This is a genomic window from Acinetobacter sp. YH12241, assembly GCF_013417535.1.
Classification (GTDB): Bacteria; Pseudomonadota; Gammaproteobacteria; order Pseudomonadales; family Moraxellaceae; genus Acinetobacter.
This window is the reverse complement of the sequence record NZ_VPDQ01000021.1, coordinates 1-25,957: the sequence shown is the minus strand read 5'-3', so window position 1 is coordinate 25,957 and position 25,957 is coordinate 1. Positions and strand designations below refer to the sequence as shown.

The 25,957-nt window shown below is 37.6% G+C and carries 25 protein-coding genes; 13 read left to right on the top strand and 12 right to left on the bottom strand.

What is annotated here, in order from left to right:
- Position 1: 1 nt before the first annotated feature.
- Positions 2–808, bottom strand: a complete 807-nt coding sequence (dkgB, locus tag FTV18_RS11560) for a 2,5-didehydrogluconate reductase DkgB (RefSeq protein ID WP_180002614.1) — start codon at positions 806–808, stop codon at positions 2–4.
- A 113-nt stretch (positions 809–921) separates the two neighbouring features.
- Between dkgB and FTV18_RS11555 the strand changes: the two genes are divergently transcribed.
- Positions 922–1,812 (top strand): LysR family transcriptional regulator, encoded by an 891-nt coding sequence (locus tag FTV18_RS11555; RefSeq protein ID WP_180018140.1) that lies wholly within the window; start codon positions 922–924, stop codon positions 1,810–1,812.
- 86 nt (positions 1,813–1,898) lie between these two features.
- Here FTV18_RS11555 and FTV18_RS11550 read toward each other — a convergent pair whose 3' ends face one another.
- The 11 genes from FTV18_RS11550 to FTV18_RS11500 all read right to left on the bottom strand — a co-directional run bounded on the left by FTV18_RS11550 (position 1,899) and on the right by FTV18_RS11500 (position 12,217).
- Complete coding sequence (locus FTV18_RS11550; protein WP_166135373.1) at positions 1,899–2,921, bottom strand: NAD(P)-dependent alcohol dehydrogenase; 1,023 nt, start codon at positions 2,919–2,921, stop codon at positions 1,899–1,901.
- A 4-nt stretch (positions 2,922–2,925) separates the two neighbouring features.
- Positions 2,926–3,507, bottom strand: coding sequence for a DNA-3-methyladenine glycosylase I (locus FTV18_RS11545; protein WP_179992911.1), 582 nt, complete (start codon positions 3,505–3,507; stop codon positions 2,926–2,928).
- A 21-nt stretch (positions 3,508–3,528) separates the two neighbouring features.
- Positions 3,529–3,774 (bottom strand): hypothetical protein, encoded by a 246-nt coding sequence (locus FTV18_RS11540; RefSeq protein ID WP_004780440.1) that lies wholly within the window; start codon positions 3,772–3,774, stop codon positions 3,529–3,531.
- A gap of 15 nt (positions 3,775–3,789) precedes the next feature.
- On the bottom strand, positions 3,790–4,293 hold the full coding sequence (locus FTV18_RS11535; RefSeq protein WP_171431287.1) for a M23 family metallopeptidase: 504 nt from the start codon (positions 4,291–4,293) through the stop codon (positions 3,790–3,792).
- Positions 4,294–4,383: 90 nt separating this feature from the next.
- Positions 4,384–5,412: an A/G-specific adenine glycosylase gene (gene mutY, locus FTV18_RS11530; protein WP_218945559.1), complete on the bottom strand. Its 1,029-nt coding sequence runs from the start codon at positions 5,410–5,412 to the stop codon at positions 4,384–4,386.
- Positions 5,413–5,578: 166 nt separating this feature from the next.
- The gene (locus FTV18_RS11525; protein ID WP_005233203.1) at positions 5,579–5,938 is read right to left on the bottom strand and encodes an HIT family protein; all 360 of its coding nucleotides are present in this window, start codon (positions 5,936–5,938) and stop codon (positions 5,579–5,581) included.
- A gap of 79 nt (positions 5,939–6,017) precedes the next feature.
- A complete protein-coding gene (locus FTV18_RS11520; protein WP_180018142.1) occupies positions 6,018–6,752 on the bottom strand; it encodes a dienelactone hydrolase family protein in 735 nt (244 codons plus the stop codon).
- A gap of 163 nt (positions 6,753–6,915) precedes the next feature.
- The gene (locus FTV18_RS11515) at positions 6,916–7,605 is read right to left on the bottom strand and encodes an FKBP-type peptidyl-prolyl cis-trans isomerase (RefSeq protein ID WP_180018144.1); all 690 of its coding nucleotides are present in this window, start codon (positions 7,603–7,605) and stop codon (positions 6,916–6,918) included.
- Between the two features lie 48 nt (positions 7,606–7,653).
- Positions 7,654–8,358, bottom strand: coding sequence for an FKBP-type peptidyl-prolyl cis-trans isomerase (locus FTV18_RS11510; protein ID WP_125279709.1), 705 nt, complete (start codon positions 8,356–8,358; stop codon positions 7,654–7,656).
- 168 nt (positions 8,359–8,526) lie between these two features.
- Positions 8,527–10,710: a polysaccharide biosynthesis tyrosine autokinase gene (locus tag FTV18_RS11505; protein ID WP_180018145.1), complete on the bottom strand. Its 2,184-nt coding sequence runs from the start codon at positions 10,708–10,710 to the stop codon at positions 8,527–8,529.
- 430 nt (positions 10,711–11,140) lie between these two features.
- Positions 11,141–12,217 carry a polysaccharide biosynthesis/export family protein gene (locus FTV18_RS11500; protein WP_034170758.1) on the bottom strand — a complete coding sequence of 359 codons (1,077 nt, stop codon included), beginning with the start codon at positions 12,215–12,217 and terminating at the stop codon, positions 11,141–11,143.
- A 748-nt stretch (positions 12,218–12,965) separates the two neighbouring features.
- On the opposite strand from FTV18_RS11500, the gene rfbB reads away from it, so the two are divergent.
- The 12 genes from rfbB (at position 12,966) to FTV18_RS11440 (ending at position 25,681) form a co-directional block, all read left to right on the top strand.
- Positions 12,966–14,024: a dTDP-glucose 4,6-dehydratase gene (gene rfbB, locus FTV18_RS11495; protein ID WP_180018163.1), complete on the top strand. Its 1,059-nt coding sequence runs from the start codon at positions 12,966–12,968 to the stop codon at positions 14,022–14,024.
- Entirely contained in the window at positions 14,024–14,899 is an 876-nt protein-coding gene (gene rfbA, locus FTV18_RS11490) for a glucose-1-phosphate thymidylyltransferase RfbA (RefSeq protein WP_104426847.1), read from the top strand. The genes rfbB and rfbA overlap by 1 nt, the downstream gene beginning before the upstream one ends.
- Positions 14,900–14,904: 5 nt before the next feature.
- On the top strand, positions 14,905–15,330 hold the full coding sequence (locus FTV18_RS11485; protein ID WP_180018165.1) for an FdtA/QdtA family cupin domain-containing protein: 426 nt from the start codon (positions 14,905–14,907) through the stop codon (positions 15,328–15,330).
- Positions 15,331–15,424: 94 nt separating this feature from the next.
- Positions 15,425–16,513 (top strand): acyltransferase, encoded by a 1,089-nt coding sequence (locus FTV18_RS11480; RefSeq protein ID WP_180018147.1) that lies wholly within the window; start codon positions 15,425–15,427, stop codon positions 16,511–16,513.
- An 87-nt stretch (positions 16,514–16,600) separates the two neighbouring features.
- Positions 16,601–17,716 carry a DegT/DnrJ/EryC1/StrS aminotransferase family protein gene (locus FTV18_RS11475; protein WP_180018149.1) on the top strand — a complete coding sequence of 372 codons (1,116 nt, stop codon included), beginning with the start codon at positions 16,601–16,603 and terminating at the stop codon, positions 17,714–17,716.
- Positions 17,717–18,961, top strand: coding sequence for an O-antigen translocase (locus FTV18_RS11470; RefSeq protein ID WP_180018151.1), 1,245 nt, complete (start codon positions 17,717–17,719; stop codon positions 18,959–18,961).
- A gap of 15 nt (positions 18,962–18,976) precedes the next feature.
- Complete coding sequence (locus tag FTV18_RS11465; protein ID WP_180018153.1) at positions 18,977–19,864, top strand: glycosyltransferase; 888 nt, start codon at positions 18,977–18,979, stop codon at positions 19,862–19,864.
- 131 nt (positions 19,865–19,995) lie between these two features.
- Positions 19,996–21,138, top strand: coding sequence for an O-antigen ligase (locus tag FTV18_RS11460; RefSeq protein WP_180018155.1), 1,143 nt, complete (start codon positions 19,996–19,998; stop codon positions 21,136–21,138).
- A 2-nt stretch (positions 21,139–21,140) separates the two neighbouring features.
- Positions 21,141–22,010 (top strand): glycosyltransferase family 2 protein, encoded by an 870-nt coding sequence (locus tag FTV18_RS11455; RefSeq protein WP_180018157.1) that lies wholly within the window; start codon positions 21,141–21,143, stop codon positions 22,008–22,010.
- Positions 22,007–23,161: a glycosyltransferase family 4 protein gene (locus FTV18_RS11450; RefSeq protein WP_180012097.1), complete on the top strand. Its 1,155-nt coding sequence runs from the start codon at positions 22,007–22,009 to the stop codon at positions 23,159–23,161. Before FTV18_RS11455 ends, FTV18_RS11450 begins: the two co-directional genes overlap by 4 nt.
- 84 nt (positions 23,162–23,245) lie before the next feature.
- Positions 23,246–24,199: a GNAT family N-acetyltransferase gene (locus tag FTV18_RS11445; protein ID WP_180018167.1), complete on the top strand. Its 954-nt coding sequence runs from the start codon at positions 23,246–23,248 to the stop codon at positions 24,197–24,199.
- 843 nt (positions 24,200–25,042) lie between these two features.
- Positions 25,043–25,681 carry a sugar transferase gene (locus FTV18_RS11440; protein ID WP_180018169.1) on the top strand — a complete coding sequence of 213 codons (639 nt, stop codon included), beginning with the start codon at positions 25,043–25,045 and terminating at the stop codon, positions 25,679–25,681.
- The last annotated feature ends 276 nt before the right edge of the window (positions 25,682–25,957 follow it).

Here is a 25,957-nt window from a genome sequence, read left to right as displayed (position 1 = left end):
TTTAATCCCAGATAGGCGCAAGCTGGTCCGGATCAACCTCGCGGCCATTGCGCTCCAAGGTGCTGATCAAAGCCATTTCTTCTTGAGACAGTTGTATCTCCTGCGCTGCCAGATTGGCAAGCAGATGTTCACGTTTGGTTGAAGAAGGAATCACAGCAAAACCTTTTTGCAAGGCCCAAGCCAGTGCAATTTGTGCAGTCGAAGCCTGATGCTGGGCAGCAATTCCTTGCAGGACAGGATCATTCAGCACTTTGCCATAAGCTAGTGTCATATAAGAGGTGACATCAATCTTCTGAGATTGTAGGAAACTGACCAGACGCTGATTTTGTAAATAAGGACTGAGTTCAATCTGGTTGGTTACGATATGCTCTAGACCAATCGTATCAATGGCTTGTTGGGTCAGCTCAATATTGAAATTGGACACACCGATATGCTCAGTCAGACCTTGCTGTTTGGCTTCTAATAAAGTCTGCATCAGCTCAGGAATTTGAACGCCTAAACGAGGTGCAGGCCAGTGAATGAGCGTTAGATTGACTGCATCGGTACGTAGTTTATGCAGGCTTTCTTTGAGGCTTGGAATTAATTTGTCTGGTGCGTAATGATCTGTCCAGATTTTGGTGGTAATGAATAGCTCGTTACGATTAACTTGGCTTTCTGCAATAGCCTGACCCACTTCCGCTTCATTGGCATAAATCTGTGCCGTATCTACGGCGCGATAACCGACTTCCAGGGCTGTTTTGACTGAATCAATGACGGTCTGTCCAGACAGGCGAAAGGTACCAACACCAAATTGAGGAACAATATTCATAGCTTTAATCTTTAAGTATTTTCGATGTTGAGTATTTTGTGCTTTTTATTGTTGCGAAAAAATAGCTGAATTTGCAAAATATTATTGACCGAAAATCAATAAAAGAGTGACAAATGAAATCGACGATTGAAGAATTACAGGCTTTTGTCACTATTGTGGATAGTGGTTCTATTGTCATGGCGGCAGAGCGTTTGGGACAAACCACTTCGGGTGTCAGTCGGGCATTGCAACGTCTGGAAAATAAGTTAAATGTTACTCTTTTAGAAAGAACCACACGTAAGCTGAAACTGACTCAAGAAGGCCAGCTATTTCTAGAAAAGGCGCGCAAAATTCTCAATGATCTGGCAGAAGCTGAAGATGCCTTACTGAAATCAGATAGTGATACTTCAGGATTGATTCGGGTCGATTCAGCGACACCTTTTGTACTGCATGTAATCGTGCCGCTAATTCAGGAATTTATGCAGCGTTATCCCCACATCGAAATTGAACTAAATAATCATGATCAGGTGATTGATCTGCTGGAACATAAAACCGATGTCGCGATCCGCTTTGGAGAACTGCATGATTCCAGCCTGCATGCCAGATTATTATGCCGCAGCCGTTTGTATATTGTGGCCAGTCCTGAATATTTACAGCAGAAAGGCAGACCGCAATCAGTGGCAGATTTATCGGAGCACACTTTGCTGGGATTTAGTCAGCCTACACATTTGAACACCTGGCCGATTCGGCTGGATGGCGAACCTATCACTGTAAAGCCAAAGATTCGAGCACCCAATGGGGAAACTGTCCGTCAATTAGCTTTATACGGGGTGGGTATTACCTGTCTGTCACGCTTTTTGATTGAGGACGATTTACAGGCGGGTCGTTTGCAGGCACTATTTGAAGACCAGATTGAGCTACATTATCAAAAAATTCATGCAGTCTATTACCGTCAGGAGCATCTGCCTAAACGGGTACATCTATTTATTGAATTTCTAGCTCAGAAGCTGGCTAAATATTTATAAACCAATTATTTATAAATACAGCCATAAAAAAATCTGCCCTAACATGAGGCTAGGGCAGATCTAGATTTACTGATGATTGGTACAAATTAGAAATCGGCTTTCAGTACGATCCGGTAACGGGCTTTGCCTGAGTGCAGACGTTCAATCGCAGCATTAATTTCCGACATTGGGAATAACTCAATTTGTGGCGCAATATTTTTACGTGCCGCAAATTTTAATAATTGACGTAAAGCTGCTGGTGAACCTGTCGGCGAGCCAGTCACTGATTTAGCACCGCCAATCAGTGAACCTGCAGAAATTTGCATAGGTTCCAGTGGTAAGCCCAGCATATGTACAGTGCCATTTGGCGCTAAAGTTGATAAATAAGCCTGCCAGTCTAGTGTGACATTGACAGTACTCATTAATAGGTCAAATTTACCACGGAGCGGTTTAAGCGCTGCTGGGTCGCGACTATTCACTACATGGTCTGCACCCATAGCTTTCAGCTCATCGGTTTTATCCAGATTTGAAGTAAAGGCGGTAATTTCACAACCCCATGCTTTCAGCAGCTTGATCGCCATATGTCCCAAACCGCCAATACCAATGACACCGACGTGGTGAATAGCCTGAATCTGATGTTTCAGAATCGGATCAAATACAGTAATCCCGCCACAGAGCAGGGGACCTGCACTTTCTGGGTCCAGATCTTCGGGTAAGGGAATTGCCCATTGCCAGCCAGCACGGACTTTATCTGCAAAACCGCCTGCATGACCGACGATGGTTGCAACCTGACCACCGGTACACAGCACTTGCTGGCCTGAAATACAAGGATCGCAATGTTGGCAGCTTTCCGCAGTCCAGCCAATACCGACACGTTGACCTACTTTTAGACCTTTGGCTTCAGAACCCAGTTGTGTAATGGTTCCAATGACTTCATGTCCGGCCACCACAGGATATACTGAAGATCCCCAGTCATTATTGAGTACTGAAATATCAGAATGGCATAGGCCGCAGTATTCAACTTTCACTTCGACCTGATGCGGCTGAAGTTCACCTGCATCAAATTGATAAGGTTCCAGAGCAGCACCGGCAGACATTGCGGCATAGGCTTGAATAGTATTAGTGGACATAGATTCAGCTCTTATTTGAATGGGAGGATATTGTTTTAAAGTGACAGTGATTTTCATGGTCATCGACCATGCCAACTGCCTGCATAAAAGCATAACAGATCGTAGGACCGACAAACTTAAAGCCTGCTTTTTTTAAGGCTTTGGACATGTTCTGGCTTTCAATGGTTTGTGCTGGAGCCTGACGATAATCTGCAACATCATTATTTAACCGGGGCTGATGGGCAAAGGACCACAACCATGTGACCACATCAATTTCTTGAGATTTAAGCTGTTGCCAGGTCCGGGCATTATCACGAATCGCAGTTAGTTTACCGATATGCCGGATTAGACTAGCATCTTGCAGTTTTGCGGTGAGTTGCTCATCTGTAAAAGAAGCAATCGTTTCAATCGAATATTGAAAGAAATGTTTGCGATAAGATTCACGTTTTCTGAGTACGGTAATCCAGGCTAAACCGGCCTGTTGGCCTTCCAGACACAGCATTTCAAATAGGCGTTTCTCATCATGCAGCGCCTGTCCCCATTCCTGATCATGGTAAGCAGTATACAGAGAATCATCAGAGCACCAGCCACAGCGTTGGATCGTCAAGGGATGCTCCTTTTGATTATCTTATAATTTAAATGTCGTCCACTGATCTTGCTGATTATCCCAGTAGGAGAGTTCTGCCTGCTGCAGATCGCTGAACTGGATCCACATATCCTTACCACTTTTATCGGCATAACCAGTACTGATCAGAAGCGCCTCTTCGGTAATTTCCATGATCCAGCCCTGATAGGTCTGGCCATTGAGCACGATTTTCTGTTGATTGCCTGATTCAGCAAATTCGACCAGACGGTTGATCAACGCTTCTGACATGTAAACTTCCTAAAATTAACGTAAATATGGATAAGGGTTAACAACACCACGGCCCTTACCATTTAAATAGAGACCATAATGCAGATGTGGCGCAGTATGCCGGGCATTGCCAGTATTACCGACATAACCAATGACATCGCCCTTTTTGACATAGTCACCAACTTTCAGGCCACGCTTATGACCATCCAGATGTGCATAATAATGCCAGGCACCACCTGGACCCAGAATCCAGACTACTTTACCACCCAAATTGTTATTCCGTAAATCCGCGATCAGACCAGGCGTCGCACTGCGAACCTTGGTTCCACGTGGAGCCAGAATATCAATGCCCTCATGCAAACGGCCACTACTACGCGAAGCTCCCCAAGTATCTTTCAATTCACGAGCCTGGACCCGATCTACCGGAATCGGCAGAGAAGAGGGCATACGCATATGATTCAGTTTTTTGACCAGTGCCGGATTAAGCTGAACCGCAGAAGGATGTTTCGGTGCGCTACTACACGCCACCAGAAATAACATCACCAAAGAAAGCCCGACAAACGCAAGAGAATGGCGCAAAATATTTATCCTTAAATGAGGCCAATATGATTCTTCTTGTCCCAGACTATGTCATAAATTTACGGTAGAAATCAATTTTTTCATGGCGGTTGGAATACCTGCATTGACTGCAGTTTCCGGGTTCATCCAGAAGCCTTGTAACTCAATCGCCAGATGTTCCTGCTGATCTGCATCGACTGCAAAAACCATGGCTTCAAGCTGCCAGGTAAAATGGGTGAAACTGTGGCTGATCTGGATCTTTTGTACGAGATTTTTCAGACCCAGTTGCTGGCACAGTTGTTCAAATGTATGAGTGTCTTCAATAATTGGCAGACACCAAAGCCCGCCCCAAAGACCACTATTAGGACGTTGCTGCCATAGCCATTCATCACCTGACTGGATCAACAGCACTTGAGCTGCTTTGACCGGTACCGGCTTTTTGGCTTTTTTAAAGGGCAATTCATTTTCCAGACCCTGTTGATGTGCCTTGCAATGTCGCTGCATTGGACAATACAGGCATAAAGGCTTTTTCGGAGTACAGACGGTCGCACCGAGATCCATAATCGCCTGGGTATAGTCATGATTCCGTTCAACCGGGCAAAGCTGTTCAGCAAGCTCCCACAAGGCACGTTCATGAACCGGTTTAGACAGATCATCTTCGATCGCAAAAAATCGTGCCAGCACCCGTTTGACATTACCATCCATGATCACGCCGTACTGACGTAAACCCAAAGACATTAAGGCTCCCGCGGTTGAGCGGCCAATGCCGGGCAGGGCGATCCATTCTTCTAGGCTCGTCGGGAAATGCCCCTGCCTTGCTACAATACCGGCTGCCTTATGCAAATTGCGGGCACGAGCATAATAGCCCAGCCCAGCCCAATAGGGTGCGACTTCATCCCAAGAAGCTGTACCTAAGTCCTGTACTGTCGGAAAACGTTGAATAAACCGCTCAAAATATTGCAGCACGGTTTTGACCTGAGTCTGCTGTAGCATGATTTCAGAGACCCAGACCTTATAGGGATCATCAGCCACTTGCCACGGCAAATCATGACGGCCATGCACATCAAACCATTCTAAAAGGGCATCTGAAAATACAAACATGAAGATAGAACAAACTGGAAAACGAGGCCTAGTATAACTGAAGAGACCCAGCTAAAAGATGAAAAGTCTGCTAAAACAGCAAGACTGAAAAAGAGTAAAAATGAATAAATGGAAGGGACAAGTGAACACTTCGAAAAGCATTCACTCGGGAAAAAAATTTAAATTCTTATTCTTCAATGCCCCAGCGTGCATCCAGCTTTAATACCTTGCCTTCATAACGTGGGATAATATGAATGTGTAAATGTTCTGATTTTTCCTGAAATACTTCGCCATCATTAAACCCGACATGAAAACCGGAAGGCTGATAGCGTAATTGCAATTCATTACGAGCCTGTTCAAGTAAGGACATCATGCTCTTACGTTCTTTATCTGTGATTTCAAAAAATGACGCCACATGACGTAATGGAGTAACTACATAATGTCCTTTGGACAGGGAGTTGGGTTCAGGTAACACGACAGCAAAATCATTTTTAGCCAGAATATCGTATTCGTCAAAATTACAGTACGGGCAGTTATTTTCAGTCATGATATTGGCTCCTTTCATTGAATTTATTTTTTTCATGTATGACCCAGCTCGATCATGAGCCGGATCAATTTATCTGTTATCAAGCGAGTCGTCGTGCCAGTAATTCATACATGGCAGCCAAGCTTTGTTTCTCTGCTTCAGCATTGTAGCCCAGATCGACACCATTGGCCTTGGCGCGCTCATCCGCAAGCGGGTTGCTAAATCCATGCTTGGCATTTTCAAATACAATCACATTATGCTCGACCTTAGCCGCCTGCATTTCTTCTTTAAAGCTGGCGACATCATCCAGACTGACCATACTGTCCTTTTCACCATGTAGGACCAGAATTTCTGCCTGTACCTGGCCTTCCTGTGCAGGTGCTTTAGGAGACAGGTTGGCATGGAAAGTAGCCACAGCTTTTAACGGTGCATTTGAGCGAGCCAGATCCAGAGCCACTTTACCGCCGTAGCAGAAACCAATCGTAGCCAGTTTTTCCGGATTGACTTCATCCTGTGCCGCCAAAGTATCTAAAGCAGCTTTCGCACGGTTCACAATGGTGTCCGGATCTTCAAACGTCTGCATCATCCATTGATAGGCTTGATCAGAGTTGGTGGTCACTTTCTTGTCACCATACATATCAATTGCCAGCGCGGCATAACCATGTTCCGCCAGTTCACGGGCACGCTGTTCAGTATAGTCATTGCGGCCCCACCATTCGGGTGCCACGATAACACCGGCTACAGGTGCATCAGTTTCTGGTGCGGCAAAATAACCAATCAAAGTGCTGCCATCCTGCGCAGTATATTGAATTTCGCGGGTCTTGATTGCTGCCATGCTGAAGTCCTCTATTGTTGTTGAATATTTTGATTAAACTATAAAATAGCAAAACTGCTATGAATATACATGAAAAGCTCCAACTAATTCGTTTCTCATCAGTACAAAAAAAGAGAGGCAAATAATTTGCCTCTCTTTTTAACTTTTACAATTAAAGGAATTTTTATTTAATAATTTCCAGTAATTCGATATCAAAAATCAGGGTACTATTTGGTTCAATTATATCTCCCGAACCAATCTGTCCATAGGCCAGATCAGCGGGGATAAAGAAGCGGTATTTAGCACCGACTTTCATGAGCTGTAAGCCTTCTGTCCAGCCAGTAATCACGTGGGTGGTACGGAAATCGACTGGCTGCTGGCGGGCAATCGAACTGTCAAAAACGGTACCATCAATCAGGCGACCTTCATAATGCACACGGACATTACTGTTAGCACTTGGTGATTTCCCTTTACCTTCTTTCAGTACCAGGTATTGCAGCCCAGATTTGGTAGTTTTAACGCCTGGCTTTTTCGCATTTTCCTGCAAGAATGCTTTGCCAGCTTTGGCATTTTCTTCAGCTTTCTGTTTCAGCACAATCAGTTCTTTGGCATCACTTTGACGTTTATACTGAGTCAGCACTTGGGTCATTTCTTCATCGCTTAAACTGGATTTTTGTCCAGCAGCGGCTGTCTTTAAGCCCTGGCTAAATGCATCTAAATCAAGATCCTTTAAAGTGTCTGCATTACTGCGACCCATCAGATAACCAAAGCTGTAACCAATCTTCTCAGCTTCACTACTTGTATTATTGATCTCTTTAGCAAAAAGGCTGCCTGAACTGAGCAGCAAAACCATTAAACTGATTTGTATTTTCATTATCAATTCTCAAAAATAAAGGAGAGCTGGTCGCTCTCCCTATTTGTATTATTTTACTTCGATTAATTCCACATCAAAAATCAAAGTGCTATGCGGAGGAATCGTACCAGGGACACCCTGTTCACCATACCCCAGATTTGACGGAATATATAGAGTTGCCTTACCGCCTTCTTTCATCAGCTGCAGACCTTCAGTCCAGCCTGGAATGACCTGATTTAATGGAAACTCGATCGGTTCACCGCGTTCTACTGAACTGTCAAATACGGTGCCATCTACCAGTTTACCAGTGTAATGTACTTTCACAATTGAAGAGGCTTTTGGCTGTTTACCTGTACCTTCTTTCGTGACTTGGTACTGTAAGCCGGAAGCAGTTGTTTTAATGCCGGCCTTTTTCGCATTTTCAGTCAGGAAAGTATCACTTGAGGCTTGAGCCTGTTTTGCACTATCAAGCTGCTTTTGCTGCATTTCTTTCTGGAACTGCTCATAAGCTGCCTGTAATTCTTCTTCCGTATAGGCAGGTGCAGAACGCGCATGTCCTTCACGTACACCGGTCACAAAACTGTTAATGTCCAGCTCAGGAGGAGTCTGATGCGCCACTTCATAACCGAGTGCATAGCTGATTTTAGAGACAGCAGAGGCATCTTTAGATGCTTTTGTAGTTTGAGTAGCAGGGTTTTGAGTTGCATAGTAAACAGGTACTAGCGCGGCACCGCCTAAAAGAACAGCGACGGCAATCGGTAAGGCCTTACTCATGTATTTGTCCAATCTAATGTTATCGTTGAGGTTCAGTCCATCTTAGCAGAAAATTTTAAGAAATCTTGTAGAACGGGTGGTTTTTTAGCAAGTGAATACCTGCATTTGGTACGACTCAAAAAAGAAAAAACCAGCAATGATTGCTGGTTTTTTTTAGGAGCTATTAGATTAGCTGGTTTTGGCTTTCGGCTTATAACTATATGTATAATCATAGCTATAGCTGCCACCTGCTGAACGCTGGATATCGTTCAGGATCAGACCATTGACAGTACTGCCAGCCTGTTTAAAGCGGTTTACTGTAAGTGCCAGTTCCTTCATCTGGGTTTTTGCATAGCGTGCTACAACCAGATTAAGTCCGACGTATCGGGAAACAATGATCGCATCCGTAACAGCCAGTACCGGTGGAGTATCAATAATAATATGGTCATAGTGTGGAATCAGTTTTTGCAACAACTCCTGGAAGCGTTCTGAATTCAGAAGCTCAGCTGGATTAGTTGCATTTTCACCACAGCTAATGACATTTAAGTTCGGCACATTGGTGGTTTGTACCACTTTATCCAAAGACACGTGTTCATTCAGATATTCAGTTAATCCATACTGGTTATCCAGATTAAAATATTTGTGTATATGACCACGGCGCAGGTCTGCATCAATGATCAGTACACGCTTATTTTTCTCTGCCATGATGACGGCCAGATTGCTGGCAACAAAAGATTTTCCAACTTTTGGTGCTGGACCTGAAATCATCATGATATTGTTTTTGGCCTGAGTCAGAGCAAAGTGGCTCGCTGTACGAATGCTTCTTAAGCTTTCAACTGCCATATCATCACTGTGTTTCAATGCCAATAAGAAAGGCATTTTTTTCTTTTTCAGTAATTTCAGGCCAGGTTTCTGAACAGTCGAATGAGCGATATTGGCATAGACTGGCAGGTCTAACTGATATTCGATCTGACTGCTATCTTTCACACCAGAACGTAGCATGTTACGCAACAACGCCACCAAGATGCCCAGAAAAATACCGAAACAGAAGGTTAAAAATAAAATCAGAGGCTGTTTCTGTTGAATCTGGTCAACTGGTTCAAGTGCGGTATCAATAATATGAACATTACCGCTTTCACCTGCTTTAGCAACACGCAGTTGCTGATAAGAATTTACCAGATTGGTGTACAGTTGCTGTTTCACTTCAACGTCACGAGACAGTTGTAAATATTGGCGTTGAATCTCTGGAATATTTTTAAGTGTTGAATTCAATTCACGAATCTTGCCATTCACTACGCGAAGTTGGGCCGTAATTTCACGCATGGCTGGATGGGCAGCTGCATACTTGGCACCTATTTCCGCCTGTCGCTGTTCAAGTAGGGCTCTTTGTGATTCTAAATTCACGCTCTGATTTAAATATAATTCCGATTCTCTGGTGATATCAACAGTATTATATTTTTGGCGGAAGCGATTGAAGGCAAACTCTGCATCATCAAGCTGTTTTCTTAAATCCGGCAATTGTTCATCCAGGAAAGCCAGTGTTCGTGCAGTGTCTGTCGAACGGCGTGTAATATTATGCTGGCTGTAAACTGCTAAAATCGTATTCAGGACTTTAGTGATGTGCTGTTTATCTTGACCCTGATAGCGAAGTTGCAAAACGCCGCTCAGATCACCTTTTTCTGTAATTGTATAATTGGCGAGAATAGAATCGATCGCTGCAGGCAATGAGAGCTTTTTCACCTGATAACTGTTATCAAGATTATCTTGAGTAAAGATGGCAATTTTCCAGTCGCCCTGTGCAGCTTTAGCCTCAACCGGCTGGTTTAGTGCGCCTTGAAAGACGATTTCTTCGGTCAGTGGATTGATCAGGCTAAAGCTCTGTTGTTGAAATTTCAGCAGCAGATTTTTATCCAGATAGGCTACAGGGACGTCAAACTGACGGATATCAAAACTTTTTTGACCATCCTTAAAGCGTACGGTTTCGGTCTGATATTCAGTTTGAGAAGTTCTGCCTTGAATCAAACGGTTAATAAAAGAGTCTTCAGTGCTGGCAATATGCAGATCCAGATTTAAACGGTCAATTACGGATTCGAGAATCGTACGTGATTTTAAAACCTCAATCTCGGCATTGGATGAAGACATCTGACTCACAATGCTGGATAGGCTACCAAGTAAAGCAGCTGATGAGCCTCTACTTTCTTCGACCTGGACGATTGCATCAACCTTATAGTTAATTGCTGCGGTACGTAGGTAAAGCAGCACTACAATCAGGCTGAGCAAACCACATAGCAGGATGAGCTTCCATTGCGCGAGCAGGGAAAAGAACACCCCTTTTAGGTCAATCATATTATCGGTATTGTTATTTTTGTTCATAATTTTACTATCTAAAAGTTTAAAAGTGATTTTTCCAGTCGCTGATGCCATTTTGAATTAACTCAAAAAAGACTGCATCAATGACTTGCTGCCCTGCGAGAAAGGATTCTCAATATTCTGTTTTTTATCCTCTCTGGGTATGTCGAGTCCGCTAAAGACCAGACATTCTGATTCTGATCAGAATAATGTTGTCTTTCATCTAATCTGTTTCATATCTGGTTTTCGGGCACCATGGAGTTACAGGTGAAGTCCATGGAGGAATTAAAAATAGTGTTTTTATTAGTACTAACAGTCATTATTTAGTTGATCCAGCCTTATAGATTTAATCTGAAAGTACGGATAGATCTTATAAATAAATGTTTATTCACTAATTGATGATTAACATGTCCAAAACAGATTGCTAAAAGATTTTTAATTTTCATACTTTCACCTATCGTATAGCTGAACCAGCGACATATGAAAATGGAAGAATCTGGCTCACTACGCGTTCCCAACGGGTCAGACCAGTAGCATCAACATAGACAATATCGTTACTATTCATCTTGAACTGTTTAGCCAGACCAAAATCTCCCAGATTTTTTAGACTTAAGTGATAGATTTCAGTCATCTTGTTGTCAGAATTGCCACGCAAGACATAAATTCGACTCGGATTGGCAGAATATGGATTAATACCTTCGCTTTCACCCAGTACATCAGCGAGCGTCATGCCCTGATCACGGATAGGTAATGGTTTATTGGTGCCGGCTTCACCCATGACATAGATTTTCTGGTTTTCCCGAGGACTGATATACAGGGTGTCATTGGGTTGAATCAGTAGCTTGTGTAAGGAATACCCAGCTTTTTCTAAAGCAATTGTGTTCAGATCATAGGTCACACCTTGGCGTACGAGCTGGATTGAAGTGGAATCACCTTGTTCATTAATCCCACCGGCTAGGCCCAGCGCCGTATACACACTTACCGGCTGATCAGTCAGATAAAATTGTCCAGCTGATTTTACATTCCCCACTACTGAATAACGCTGTCCCTGATAGGAAATTACTCTCACGACCACATCTGGATTATTCAAATAAGGAATTAACAGACGTCGTACTTCCTGATTCACTTGTGGAAGGGTTTTTCCGGCTGCTTTATAACGATTGATGAATGGAAACTGGATATAACCATTCCGGTCAATCTGATAACCATTGTTATTGTCACTTGCTGTAGGAACGGCACTAATTTCGGGATAAGCCCATAGCTGGAAAGATAAAATATCTCCTGGATTCAAGCGGTAATCCTGCACCTCAGTCTGAAATAGAGGAGCATAATGACTGAGATTATGCGTTTGCGCAGACTGTACTACAGGTAATGTATCCTGAGTCAGTTTCACCAGATTGACTGGAGTTCCCAGTTCAGTTTGATAGATTCCTTCTGTCGGTAAATCATACGTTTGAAAGCCGGATGTTGCTGCACATCCAACCAGAGATAGGCTTAAGGTAAAAGTACCTAAAAGGTGTCTATAGTTCACTTGAAACCCCTTTATTTTTATATGTTCAGAATTGGTATTTATTAATAATTATTAATTTTTTTGAATTCGGTTTATGTGATTAACGTCTAAAAAATATAATAGATCACATACCTTGTCTATAGCTATTCTTAAGTCAATTTAACAAGTTTGAGCTGAAATTTAACTGTAAGATTGACGAAAATGGACGTGAAACCGTGATTAAATAAGCTATAGAGATATAGTGAATTGCTTAAGATAGCATTAGAATATTAATTGTTTCCAATTGTTATTTTTTAAATAAGTACTATTCTTCAATGATAGAAGGAATTAAGCCCTGAAATTAATATAGAAAAGTATTTTCATATAATTTTTATCTAATCTAGAGGTTTTTTAGATCATTGATTTTTCTTAATATTCAATTATATTTTAATAGAATTTAAAATACTTTATCTTTATAGTAATCAAAATAATCTGTTGTTAATTAAAATAATATTTAATTAGTTTAGGTGATTGTTAAATTAATATTAGTGGAAAATTATCTAAAAAACTTGGAGCCTATATAAGATGGACTAAGTTTAAAAAACATTATCCGGATTTGTAAAATGTAACTACATTTGATGATTAGCTGCTCTATGGGTAGTTTGTGTAATAAAATTAATATATCTTATAGACAAATCAATAAAAACAGATATGCCTAGACGGCATTAACACATTAAAAATAATTTGTGAAAAGTAAAATAAAAAATATTAAAGGATAATCAAAATGGTGATGAATATATTGGTAACCGGTGGGGCCGGTTTTATTGGATCTGCCGTCATTCGGCATCTCATTAACGAGACTGAACATCATGTATTAAATGTTGATAAGTTAACTTATGCAGGTAATCTGGAGTCACTTATTTCTGTATCGGATCATCCTCGTTATCAATTTACGCAAACTGATATTTGCGACCATGTATCTTTAACCCGATTATTTTTAGAGTTTCAGCCAGATATCGTTATGCATCTGGCTGCAGAGTCTCATGTGGACCGTTCGATTGATGGTCCGGCAGAATTTATTAATACAAACATTGTGGGAACTTACACCTTATTGGAAGTAGCCCGAAAGTATTGGCAAAATCTATCTACGATTAAAAAGTCTAGATTCAAGTTCCATCATATTTCAACGGATGAAGTATATGGAGACTTAGAAGGTACAACAGACTTATTTACTGAAACTACGCCTTATTTACCAAGCTCACCTTATTCAGCAAGTAAAGCCAGTTCGGATCATTTGGTTCGGGCTTGGCATAGAACCTACGGTTTGCCAGTCGTAATCACGAACTGTTCAAATAATTATGGTCCTTATCACTTTCCTGAAAAATTGATTCCTTTAATGATCTTAAATGCCCTGGATGGTAAGTCATTGCCGGTTTATGGCAATGGTCAACAGATCCGGGACTGGCTTTTTGTAGAAGATCATGCGCGTGCTTTATATCAGGTTGCAACCAAAGGCATCGTGGGAGAAACCTACAATATCGGGGGGCATAATGAAAAACAGAATATTGAGGTGGTTAAAACCATCTGCAAAATTCTGGATGAGCTCAAGCCTCGTCTGGAGGGAAAAACTTATACAAGCCTCATTACTTTTGTTAACGATCGGCCAGGTCATGATTTACGTTATGCGATTGATGCTTCAAAAATCGAGCGCGAACTGGGTTGGAAGCCACAAGAGTCCTTTGAAACAGGTATCCGGAAAACGGTGCAATGGTATCTGAATAATCTGGAATGGTGTCAGCGTGTTCAGGATGGTTCTTATCAGCGTGAACGTTTAGGGGAGGCAGTATAATGTTAAGAACAACAAAAGGGATTATCTTGGCAGGTGGCTCAGGTACACGTTTGCATCCTATTACCAAAGGAATCTCAAAACAGTTACTTCCGATTTATGATAAACCAATGGTTTATTACCCCTTATCGGTATTAATGTTGGCCGGTATTCGTGAAGTCCTAGTGATTAGTACACCAGAAGATATTGAGGGGTTTAAGCGTTTATTAGGGGATGGTTCGCAATTTGGCATGGAGCTGAGTTATGCGATCCAGCCTCGTCCTGATGGTCTGGCACAAGCCTTTATCCTGGGTGAAAAATTTATCGGTCAAAGCAATGTATGTCTGGTACTAGGCGATAATATTTTTTATGGCCAAGGTTTTACACCGATGTTACGTCAGGCCGCAGCACGACAAAAAGGTGCAACAGTATTTGGCTATCAGGTGAAAGATCCTGAACGCTTTGGTGTCGTAGAGTTCGATGAACAGCAACGGGTAATCTCAATCGAAGAAAAGCCCCAAAATCCAAAATCTAACTTTGCGGTGACAGGTTTATATTTTTATGACAATGATGTCATCCAGATTGCCAAACAGGTCAAACCCTCAGAACGGGGTGAGCTGGAAATTACCTCAATTAACCAGGCTTATCTGGAACGTGGTGACCTAAATGTTGAACTTCTGGGACGTGGATTTGCCTGGTTAGATACAGGTACCCAGGGTAGTTTGCTTGAAGCGGCTCAATTTGTTGAAACCCTCGAAAGACGTCAAGGTTATAAAGTTGCTTGTCTAGAAGAAATCGCCTTGAACAATGGCTGGTTGAGTAAAGAGCAAGTTTTAGCGATTGGTCATACCATGCATAAGAATGGCTACGGTCAATATCTGATTTCTTTGGTGGGGTAATGAGCATGAACTTAATTAAGTGGATTGAATTACCTAACCTGGGAGATCACCGCGGCAGTCTGGTCGTCGCAGAAGCCAATCGGAATATACCCTTCAGTATACAGCGACTTTATTATATTGCTGGCGCTCAACCTGATGTTCCACGCGGATTCCATGCACACAAGCAACTTCGACAGATTGCTTTTGGAATTCAAGGTAGCTGTAAAATGCTGATGGATAATGGCAAAGAAAAACAGGAAGTTTTAATCGCTCAGTCTAATAAGGGATTATTAATCCCCCCTATGGTTTGGCATGAGATGCATGATTTTTCAGAAGATTGCATCCTATTAGTACTGGCAAGTGATTACTATGATGAAAGTGATTACATTCGTAATTATGACCAGTTCCTAAAAGAAGTAGGCCAGACTTTGGTTGAGCAGATCATTAAATAATAAAATTAATTCATTAGAATGAAGGCCTTGCTAAAGAAGAAGCTTTAAAAGATAGAATTAAAAAATAATAATAAATATCAAGGAGATATATGACGTGATTAAGCCGCTTACATCATTGCGTATGTTTTTCGCACTTTTTGTTTTTCTGAGTCATTTGGCTTTTCTAAAAGAAACCAATTATGCCAATATTTTTAATAGTATTTTTGACGAAGGCTTTTTAGGGGTCAGCTTTTTCTTCATTTTGAGTGGATTTATCTTAGCCTACAATTATAAAGAAAAGTTTTTAATCGGAAATATTTCAAAAAGAGAATTTTATATTTCTCGTCTAGCCAGAATATATCCCGTACATATTGCCACAACAGCACTGGTATTTTTATTAACTTTTGCTCAGTCTGGCAAGGGTTGGGAATATTTAATACAGCATGTTTTTCTGATACAAAGCTTTTTTACTTCAGAAGAGATCCATTTCTCATTGAATTCTCCTTCCTGGAGTATCTCTGATGAAATGTTCTTCTACCTGCTGTTTCCATTTGCATTTTTGATTTCTGAAAAAATCAGAAGTTATATTTTTATATTCTATCTTATAGGTATTTTGATTCTAAATATTCAGCTTGATAAAAATCAGGATCACTATTGGTTATATATTTCACCATATGTGCGTTTTTCTGACTTTTTGTTGGGTATTATCCTGTTTGATATTTTTGAAAAATTAAAAGTGGGCTATTCCAAAATTAAGCAACCTGTAGTTATATTTGAATTAGGAGCTATTTTAATTTTTATTTTATTCTTTGTATTTCATAATAAAATAGATATAAGTTACAGGTATTCAATTTACTATTGGTTGCCTATGGCAGCAATTATTTTAATTTTTGCACTGTCTCATGTTGCTCAGAAGAAAAGTATAATTACCCAATTTTTGTCAAATAAATACATGGTGTTAGCAGGGGAAATCAGTTTTTCTTTTTACTTGCTGCATGTTCTGGAAATACAGGTTTTAAATTATATAAGAAAAATATTTTCATTGAATATGGACTTAATGCTGTTTTCATTTTTTATATTTATTGTCACTCTAACCGCTAGCGTTATAATGTATAGATTTATTGAAAAACCGCTAAATAAGAAAGTAAAACAATTTTTATTGGAGCCAAGATTTAAATCTAAAGGTTACGAACTAAATAAATAGGATTGTATTTAAATACTATAGGTATATTAATTTTAATTAATATGAGATTAAAAAATAAATATAAATTTTTATATGAGATTGATAAAAATGATTCCTTTTCTTGATCTGAAAGCGATAAATACTCAATACCGTGATCAACTGATTGCAGCTTGCACTCAGGTAATTGACTCTGGTTGGTATATCTGTGGCAAAGAATTAGAAGAATTTGAGCATAATTTTGCAAATTATTGTGGAACACGATATGCCATAGGTGTTGCTAATGGCTTGGATGCGCTTATTTTAACGCTACGCGCATGGAAAGAATTAGGAAAACTCCATGAAGGAGATGAGGTCATTGTCCCGTCAAATACCTATATTGCAAGTATCTTAGCAATTTCACAGAATAATCTGAAACCGGTACTGGTTGAACCGGATATAACGACTTTTAATATTGATACCAAGAAAATTGAGACAGCCATAACTCCAAAAACAAAGGTAATTTTGCCTGTGCATTTATATGGACAGCTCGCTGCAATGCCAGAAATTATGACCATTGCCAAAAAATATAACTTGCTGGTTTTAGAAGATTCAGCCCAAAGTCATGGTGCTGAAATAAATGGTCAAAAAGCAGGAAATTGGGGAGATGCTGCAGGTTTCAGTTTTTATCCTGGTAAAAACTTAGGCGCACTCGGTGATGGAGGAGCAATTACCACCAACGATGCTGAGTTAGCGCAGATGCTTAAAGCTATACGTAATTATGGTTCACATGAAAAATATAAAAATCTGGTACCGGGTGTAAATAGTCGTCTTGATGAAATTCAGGCTGCAATCCTGAATGTGAAACTTAAATTTTTAGATCAGGAGAATCAGCATCGTCGGCATATTGCAGATCTGTATTTAAAAGAAATTCATAATCCCGCAATTGAGCTCCCATGCAAAAATATAGATACCGAGACTTATGCTCAACATGTCTGGCATTTATTTGTGATCAGAACAAAATATCGGGAAAAATTACAACAATATTTAGCAGAAAACGGAGTACAGACACTCATTCATTATCCAATTCCACCTCATCAGCAGCAGGCTTATCAGGAATGGAATGGCTTAAGTTTTCCAGTTTCAGAACAGATTCATGCGGAGGTCCTAAGCTTACCGATTGGACCCACTTTATCTATGGATGAAGCAAAGCAGGTTGTTCAGTTATGTAATGGTTTTCAGGCATAGATGAATCTATTTAGGACCAGTGTACTGAATGGTGTAGCCGTTTTGATTAAGACCATCACCATGTTTGTACTGAATAAAATTCTGGCTGTATATCTAGGACCTACCGGATATGCAGCGATCGGCCAATTCCAGAATTTTATTCAAATGGTGACGACTTTCGCTGGCAGTGCCATTAATACCGCTGTAGTTAAATATACGGCTGAATATCATGAAGATGAGACTAAACAACGTGCAGTCTGGAAAACAGCAGGGAGTATTGTTTTTCTATTTAGTTTCGTTTTCGCAATTCTCATACTCATTTTTCAAAAACAGCTGGCATTATATATATTTCAATCACTTAAATACCAAACGATTTTTATATGGTTTGCTGTTTTTTTAATATTTTTCAATTTCAATACGCTATTTTTAGCCATATTGAATGGAAAAAAAGAAATTTTAAAGCTGGTGCTTGCAAATATTGCCGGTAGTTTATTTGCACTTGTAATCACTGGTGTTTTGGCAATCAAGCTGCAATTATATGGGGCTTTAATTGCATTATCCATTTATCAGTCGATTGCATTTATAGTGACATTAATACTCTGTCATAGAGCAGACTGGTTTGAGTTTTCCTCCCTATTAGGAAAAATAGACCTAGGAATTACCAAAAAATTTGCTTCGTTTATTCTTATGGCACTAGTCAGTGCAATCTGTGTGCCGCTATCGCAAATGTTAATTCGGGCTTACTTAACCCAAGAATTTAGCCTGGCTTATGCGGGCTATTGGGAGGCGATGATCCGTCTAAGCACAGTATATCTTTTGCTTGTAACCACTACATTAGGCGTGTATTACTTGCCGCGCTTATCAGAACTCAATGCAATTGATGAAATTAAGAAAGAGGTCTATTTAGGCTATAAGTTTATTTTTCCACTTGCTGTTGTAGGCGGAATTTGCGTTTTCATATTACGTGATTGGATTATCAACTTATTATTTAGTCCATCTTTTGCCCCTATGCAGGATTTATTTCTTTGGCAAATGATGGGAGATGCCCTGAAGATAGGAAGCTGGATACTGGCTTATTTAATGCTCAGCAAAGCAATGACTAAACTCTATATTTGTACAGAGATTATATTTACAGTGTCTCTCATTGCTTTAACTTATATATGTACTCAAGTGTTTGGTTTCGAAGGTGTTTCTATTGCCCATCTCATAAATTATGGGCTGTATTGGATCGTAATCAGTTTATTTATATTTAAACAATTAAAATAAAGAGGGAATAATATGATGATAAGTGAACAACCCTTAGTCTCTATAGTTATACCAAGTTATAATCATGAAAGGTTTATACGTGATAGCATCAAGAGTGTCATTGACCAGTCTTATCAGAATATTGAGTTAATTATTATTGATGATGGATCTACAGATGCTTCAGTAGAAAAAATACAAGAATTAATTCCATTATGTGAAAAACGGTTTACCCGATTTGAGTTTAGACATCGTCCAAATAAGGGCTTAAGCGCAACTCTAAATGAAGCATTAGAATGGGCACAGGGGGAATATTTTTCCTCCCTTGCTTCTGATGATATAATCTTAAAAGATAAAATAAAAATACAAACCAAATTTCTAAGCCAGAATAAGAACTGTATAGCTGTATTTGGAGGAGTATCAATTATTGATAATGATTCTAATCTTGTGAAAAATAGAGTTAGAAAAAGAAAAAGTTATACCTTCGACCAGATTTTATTGTTAGAACATGATTTGCCCGCTACTACACAACTTATTCGTACTCAAGCTTTAAAAAAAATAGGTGGCTACAATGCAGAAGTACAAATAGAAGACTGGTATATGTGGCTGCTTTTAGCGCAAGAAGGGGAGTTATGCTATCTTCCTGTGCTTTTTGCAAAGTATAGGTTGCATGACAATAATATGCATAAGCAAACGACTCTTATGCACGATTCAAGAATGATGATTCTAAGTGAATATCAGAATCATATTTTATTTAATAAAGCAAAAAAGAGAGCTTTGTGGATTAATGCATTTGAATTAGGGCTATTATCTAAAAAGAAATCATTAGAAAAGATGATAAAAATTTTAAAAGAATATCCTACAGAAATTTTAACATATGATTTTTTTAGATTTTTTTATTGGCTCTTAATAAAAAAAGATTTTTAATAATTAAAAAATTTTATATCAATAATTATATTTTAACTATGTTTAATAAAATAATTTAGTTAGTAATATAAAAATATTAATCATTTCTTTTGCTGATTCTAGGCATTAGATAATAATAAAAGGAATGGATAATGATTATTTTAAATGAAAGTAATTCAAAAAATAACATTATTTTTTTAGATGATATTAATTTAAAAGATAAAGTGGTTATATACTTTGTCTTGCTGTCATTTTTCTTATCTCAGTTTTATTTTTGGTCCAGTGGGGTTCCACAATTTAGTCACCTTTTTATTATGGCGGCTATATTTTTATTATTCAGCCGTAGCTCAAAAATAACCATCGAATACTCAAGTGTAGCCTTAATCTTTGTCGCATATACAGTTTGTGTAAATTTTGCTTGGTATTTGATCGTTCTAGATCCCAGTTATATGGTTTCTACCATTTACTGGATCTTTAACTTGTTGTTTTTTTTATTATTAATGAATTTGAGTTCCTCTCAAGTTAACTTTTTTTATGAAAAAATACTGTTTCTTATTCCATTTTCCTATGTAATAGAAATTGCAATCTGGGCAAGTGGATTAGGTCGTTACAATTTTGAACCACGATACAATGGTCTTTTTAATGATCCCAATCAGATGGCATTTTGGGTTTTAACTACCTGTGCTATCTTTTTATATATTTCTGAAAGTAATTTAAAAAAGATAATCGTTTATTTTTTAGCTTTATTCTTAATTCTATTGACCATGTCAAGGTCTGCTTCAATTGGCTTCTTAATGCTGACTTTAGGATTTATATTTAGTCAAAAAGGGGATCTGAATAAAAGAATATTTGTATTTTTTGGCATATTAGTCATTTTTAGTACCCTCAGTTACTTTTTATATCATTTAGGGGCTTTTGATAGTGTGGTTCTGCGTTTTGTCGAAGGCCTGGATCAAAAAGACAGCCAGGCAGAAGGACGAGGTCTTTTTAACTTCCTTGAATATCCTCAATATTTAATTTTTGGTGCTGGCCAAGGTGCGCACTGGTTATATAACCCGAAAGGGAACGAAATTCATTCAACCTGGTTAGGTATCCTTTTTTATTATGGGATCGTCGGCATCTCTTTATTTTTAATCTTTTTATATCAAATATTTAAAAAATTATCATTTTCAAACAAGTTGATATTCTTGGGGCCGATGCTATATGGGTTTACAACTTATAGCGCAAGAACACTGATTTTTTGGTTTTTATTGGCCGCTTTTTTACTATTTTCAAATAATAATAAGGAAGAATAAATATGTATATTTCTATAGGAATACCATTTTTTAATGCTGAAAAATATTTAGAAGATGCCATTAAATCGGTATTAGCGCAAACTTTTCAAAATTGGGAATTAATTCTGGTAGATGATGGGTCAACAGACCGATCTTTAGAGATTGCCCGCTCATTTAATGATCCGAGAATCCGTATCATAGCTGATGGGCATAATAGAAGATTACCCTACCGCTTAAATCAGATTATCAATGAAGCAAAGTATGATTTTATTGCACGTATGGATGCCGATGATTTAATGGCAGTCGATCGTCTTGAAAAACAGATTAAAGTACTAAATGAAAATCCAGATATTGATGTTGTAGTCACCAGCTTATATTCAATTGGAGACAAGAATGAAATTTTAGGAAAAAGAATCTATTCTAATCATCAAATGCAACCCAAAGAAATTTTGCAAGGTGTTACTAATATCCTGCATCCTTCATTACTTGCCCGAAAGGCGTGGTGTAAAAGAAACCCGTACCAAGTCGATAATTGCTTAGCTGAAGATTATGAACTATGGCTTTCAGCTGCGATAAAAAATGATTTTAATTACGTCGTTTTACAGGAACCTTTATATTTTTATAGAGAAGTTGAAAATGTAAAAAAAGAAAAAATGATCCGTGGTTACAATACCCAGATCGGAGTAATCAAAAAATATTATAATAGTACTATTTCCGATCTTGAAAAAAATAAGATTGTTTTAAAGTTTGAAATTAAAAAAATTATTGTAAAAGTACTAAATTTTTTGAACTTAATGCAGATACTACATAAGCGTAGAGTTACATCAGTCTCTGACTCCGATAAAAATTTTTATGCTGCACAATTAGAACTCATAGAGCGTATAAAGCCATGATCTCTAAAAAAATTATCATCATTGGAACGACTGCCTCTAATCTTTACGGTTTTCGAAAAGATTTTATTTTGTCTTGTCTGGCACAGAATTATCATGTTTATGCCTTTGTATCTGAATATACAAATGAATGGTTGGCCAAAATTCAAGATTTAGGAGTCACCTTAGTGACATATCAGCTTAGTCGAGGAGGATTGAATCCCTTGGCTGATCTACGTTCAACTTATCAGCTGGCTAAAAAAATAAAAGAAATTCAACCTGATATCGTATTCTCATATTCAACTAAGCCTGTTATCTATGCAACGCTAGCCGCCTATAAGACTAAAGTGCCTTATATTTATGGCATGATTGAAGGACTAGGCTCACCTTTTACTATTCATAAATATGGCCAAAGCTTAAAGGCTAAATTCATACGTTTTGTACAGGTGTCACTATATCGGCTTGCATTTCCATATCTAGATAAAATTATTTTTTTAAATCATGATGATCCTAAGGATTTAGTCCATCATTATAATTTGCCACATAAAAAAAACGCGATTGAAGTCTTGGGGCCAATTGGTCTTAATTTACAAGATTATGCTTATACAAAATGGAATAATCAGGAAAATATATCATTTATCTTTATAGCCAGATTGATCGCTGAAAAGGGAATATTTGAATATATAGAAGCAGCACGAATAGTAAAAAGAAAATATCCTGAAGTTGTGTTTAAAATTATTGGTGGATTAGATCCTGAAAATCCAACTGGCTTAAAGCAAGCTGAATTAGATCAGCTAATACAAACAGGTATTATCGAATATAATGGTTTTGTGACTGATGTAGATCAAAGGCTACGTAATAGCGCGGTTTTTGTATTACCATCTTATTATCGAGAGGGGGTGCCCCGTAGTACACAAGAAGCAATGGCTGTAGGACGTCCAGTCATCACTACTGATGTTCCAGGCTGCAATGAGACTGTAGTTGATGGATTGACAGGTTTCCTTATTCCTAAATGGGATGTGGCTGCATTGGTAGAGAAAATGACTTATTTTATAGAACATCCTGAACAAATAAATAAAATGGGCTATCAAGGATTTCTCTATGCTAGAAAGAATTTTAATGCGGATCATATAAACCATAGACTATTACAAATGATGGGCATTAATGGGCTTTAAAAAAAGTAATAGTATTTTTTTAATAAATAGAAAAATTATATTTGATTTAAAAATAATAACTAGGATATAGGTATGGGTACTATAATGAAAGAAGACTTAGGTTTTCAAATACATAAATATGAAGCTTCAGATAAAATAATATGGAATGAATTTTTATTAAAATGTAAAAATTATCATTTTATGTTTAATCGTGATTTTATGGAATATCATGCTGATCGATTTGAGGATTTCTCATTGATATTTAAAAATGAAAAAGGGAAAATTGTAGCTTTATTGCCTGGAAATATCAAAGATAATATTTTTTATAGTCATCAAGGTTTAACTTTTGGTGGTTTTTTAATTACTAGAGATGTTCATGCCGCTGACATGCTAGAATTATTTAATTTATTAAAAATTTATTTAAAACAAAAAAATATTGATAAGATTATATATAAATGCATTCCTGTTATTTATCATAATTATCCTGCTCAAGAAGACTTGTACGCTTTATTTCGAAATGATGCCAAGCTTTATCGACGAGATATTAGTGTTTCTATTGATTTAAATGAAGAATATTCATACTCAGAAAGTAAAAGAAGATCAGTCAATAAGCTCAAAAAAAATGGGATCAGCTGTGAGGAAGTAGATCAACCTAGTATGGTTTGGGGAGTAATCCGGGAAGTACTGCGTCAGCATCATAACCAACAACCTGTACATAATGAAGATGAAATAGATTTATTAAAAAGTCGTTTCCCTAATAATATAAGAGCATATAAATGTTGTCTTGATGGAAATATTGTGGCAGGAGCAGTGACTTTTGAAACTGAAAGAGTAGTTCATACTCAATATTTGGCTAGCAATTATAAAGGTAGGGAGAAAAAGGTATTAGATTATCTCATTGATCATTTAATAGACAAAAGTAAGAAAAATGCCAAAATATTTGATTTCGGTACTTCTAATGAAAATGAAGGGAAATACTTAAACATTGGATTGATTGATCAAAAAGAAAGATTTGGTGCACGTGGTATTGTACATGATTATTATAGTATAGATTTATGATCACCTAATTTTAACTTGAATTATTCCACCTCATTATTATTAGAGGTGGATTTCTAGTTTTCTTAAATTTTTTTATCTTATCTGGTTTTATATATTTAAGACGGTCTCAATAGAATAAAAATAACGTTATCTTGATTGTATAATTAATTAGAAATATATTTAATTATAAGCTTAAAATAGTATTTTATTGTGATATAAGACTCATTATTTATAAATAAATTACATTTTGTCACATTTTATTTAGTGTGAGATTTGCTATATTTTAAAAAATTATTTATCTTAATAATGAAATATATTTCATTATTAACTGATCTAGTGTAATTATAAATTATTTATTTTAATTTAATATAAGTGGCTAATATTTATAGAAAAAATATAAACTTAAGTTTTTTATTAGGTGAAATTTAACTAAATTTAGTTAAATATATATTTTAATAAAAATAATAATAATATTTCTAAAAAACTAAAATATGAAATTGGCTAACAATAGTCTCTCTACTTTAATAAAAATACAATTGATATGATGCGTAGATAGACATAGTGAGGTGTTTATTAATGGATCTACAACAAGAAAAAAATAAGATCGAAAACTTTGTAAAAAGCTCTATTACAACACGTAAATCGTTATTTATTGAAAAAGATAATATTTTCTTAAAAAAAAATCTTGTAGAAAAAGAAGGGTATAAGAACCAAATCATTCAATTTTCTCCACGGATAAATAAAGTGGCTAAGCTAGAGAAAAAAAAATCTTGGTATTATCGAGGGAAGAAAGATCTAATTTTAAAAAATTCTTTAACATCTTTTCCTCATCTATATTCTAGTAGTGACCTTTTTAGGAGTGATATAAAAGTTGCTAAGCGATTAATCGATATTATTATTTCGCTTGCTGCTATATTTATATTATTGCCAGTTTTTATCATCATTGCTTATAAAGTACGTAGAAATCTAGGCTCCCCAATTTTCTTTTATCAAGAACGACCTGGTAAAAATGGAAAGCTCTTTAAAATGATTAAGTTTCGGTCTATGAGAAATGCATTCGATCAGTATGGTAATCCTTTACCAGATAAATTTCGAATTACACCATTTGGTCAAAAATTACGTTCTACCAGCTTAGATGAAATGCCTCAGCTTATAAATGTCTTAAAAGGTGATATGAGTATTGTTGGGCCTAGACCTCAAATGAAAGAATTTCTAGAACATTATACCGCTGAACAAATGCGAAGACATGAGGTAAAACCCGGCATGACAGGGCTTGCCCAAGTCAGTGGGCGTAATAACTTATCTTGGGAAGAAAAATTCGACTTAGATGTTCAATATGTTGAGCAAAATAACATTTGGCTAGATTTTAAAATTATGTTTAAAACAGCTAAGGTGATGTTTACTCAAGAAGGAATTAATGCGCCAGATCAAGAAGTTGGTGCTGCACGATTTTGTAGAAAGGAGGTCACTGAAAACCATTTACGTGCAAAAGAAGTGAAATAATTTAATAAAGTTCATTATTACTAAAAAATATTTTTAACTTCTTCTAATTGTTTTCTAGAAGATATCTTTTACTACTTTTAATTTTATCTTAGTATTTTAATAAGGGTTTTTAATTATTTCTGGATAAAAGATATTAATCAGAGGTGGTCCCACTTGTTTGAACAACTAAAAGCGTATTTATAAGTGATATTCCGCTCTAGTTAAGCCACCTTGTTTTGTTGGGGTAGCTGATCATAGTAAAACTCATTTGGTGTCATTTTGTCTAGACTCGAATGA

Bases quoted from the DNA above. Each gene is read 5' to 3' on its own strand.
- dkgB (WP_180002614.1), bottom strand. From the start codon at position 808: ATGAATATTGTTCCTCAATTTGGTGTTGGTACCTTTCGCCTGTCTGGA.
- FTV18_RS11555 (WP_180018140.1), top strand. From the start codon at position 922: ATGAAATCGACGATTGAAGAATTACAGGCTTTTGTCACTATTGTGGAT.
- FTV18_RS11550 (WP_166135373.1), bottom strand. From the start codon at position 2,921: ATGTCCACTAATACTATTCAAGCCTATGCCGCAATGTCTGCCGGTGCT.
- FTV18_RS11540 (WP_004780440.1), bottom strand. From the start codon at position 3,774: ATGTCAGAAGCGTTGATCAACCGTCTGGTCGAATTTGCTGAATCAGGC.
- FTV18_RS11535 (WP_171431287.1), bottom strand. From the start codon at position 4,293: ATGTTATTTCTGGTGGCGTGTAGTAGCGCACCGAAACATCCTTCTGCG.
- mutY (WP_218945559.1), bottom strand. From the start codon at position 5,412: ATGTTTGTATTTTCAGATGCCCTTTTAGAATGGTTTGATGTGCATGGC.
- FTV18_RS11525 (WP_005233203.1), bottom strand. From the start codon at position 5,938: ATGACTGAAAATAACTGCCCGTACTGTAATTTTGACGAATACGATATT.
- FTV18_RS11520 (WP_180018142.1), bottom strand. From the start codon at position 6,752: ATGGCAGCAATCAAGACCCGCGAAATTCAATATACTGCGCAGGATGGC.
- FTV18_RS11515 (WP_180018144.1), bottom strand. From the start codon at position 7,605: ATGAAAATACAAATCAGTTTAATGGTTTTGCTGCTCAGTTCAGGCAGC.
- FTV18_RS11510 (WP_125279709.1), bottom strand. From the start codon at position 8,358: ATGAGTAAGGCCTTACCGATTGCCGTCGCTGTTCTTTTAGGCGGTGCC.
- FTV18_RS11505 (WP_180018145.1), bottom strand. From the start codon at position 10,710: ATGAACAAAAATAACAATACCGATAATATGATTGACCTAAAAGGGGTG.
- rfbB (WP_180018163.1), top strand. From the start codon at position 12,966: ATGAATATATTGGTAACCGGTGGGGCCGGTTTTATTGGATCTGCCGTC.
- rfbA (WP_104426847.1), top strand. From the start codon at position 14,024: ATGTTAAGAACAACAAAAGGGATTATCTTGGCAGGTGGCTCAGGTACA.
- FTV18_RS11485 (WP_180018165.1), top strand. From the start codon at position 14,905: ATGAACTTAATTAAGTGGATTGAATTACCTAACCTGGGAGATCACCGC.
- FTV18_RS11475 (WP_180018149.1), top strand. From the start codon at position 16,601: ATGATTCCTTTTCTTGATCTGAAAGCGATAAATACTCAATACCGTGAT.
- FTV18_RS11470 (WP_180018151.1), top strand. From the start codon at position 17,717: ATGAATCTATTTAGGACCAGTGTACTGAATGGTGTAGCCGTTTTGATT.
- FTV18_RS11465 (WP_180018153.1), top strand. From the start codon at position 18,977: ATGATAAGTGAACAACCCTTAGTCTCTATAGTTATACCAAGTTATAAT.
- FTV18_RS11460 (WP_180018155.1), top strand. From the start codon at position 19,996: ATGATTATTTTAAATGAAAGTAATTCAAAAAATAACATTATTTTTTTA.
- FTV18_RS11455 (WP_180018157.1), top strand. From the start codon at position 21,141: ATGTATATTTCTATAGGAATACCATTTTTTAATGCTGAAAAATATTTA.
- FTV18_RS11450 (WP_180012097.1), top strand. From the start codon at position 22,007: ATGATCTCTAAAAAAATTATCATCATTGGAACGACTGCCTCTAATCTT.
- FTV18_RS11445 (WP_180018167.1), top strand. From the start codon at position 23,246: ATGAAAGAAGACTTAGGTTTTCAAATACATAAATATGAAGCTTCAGAT.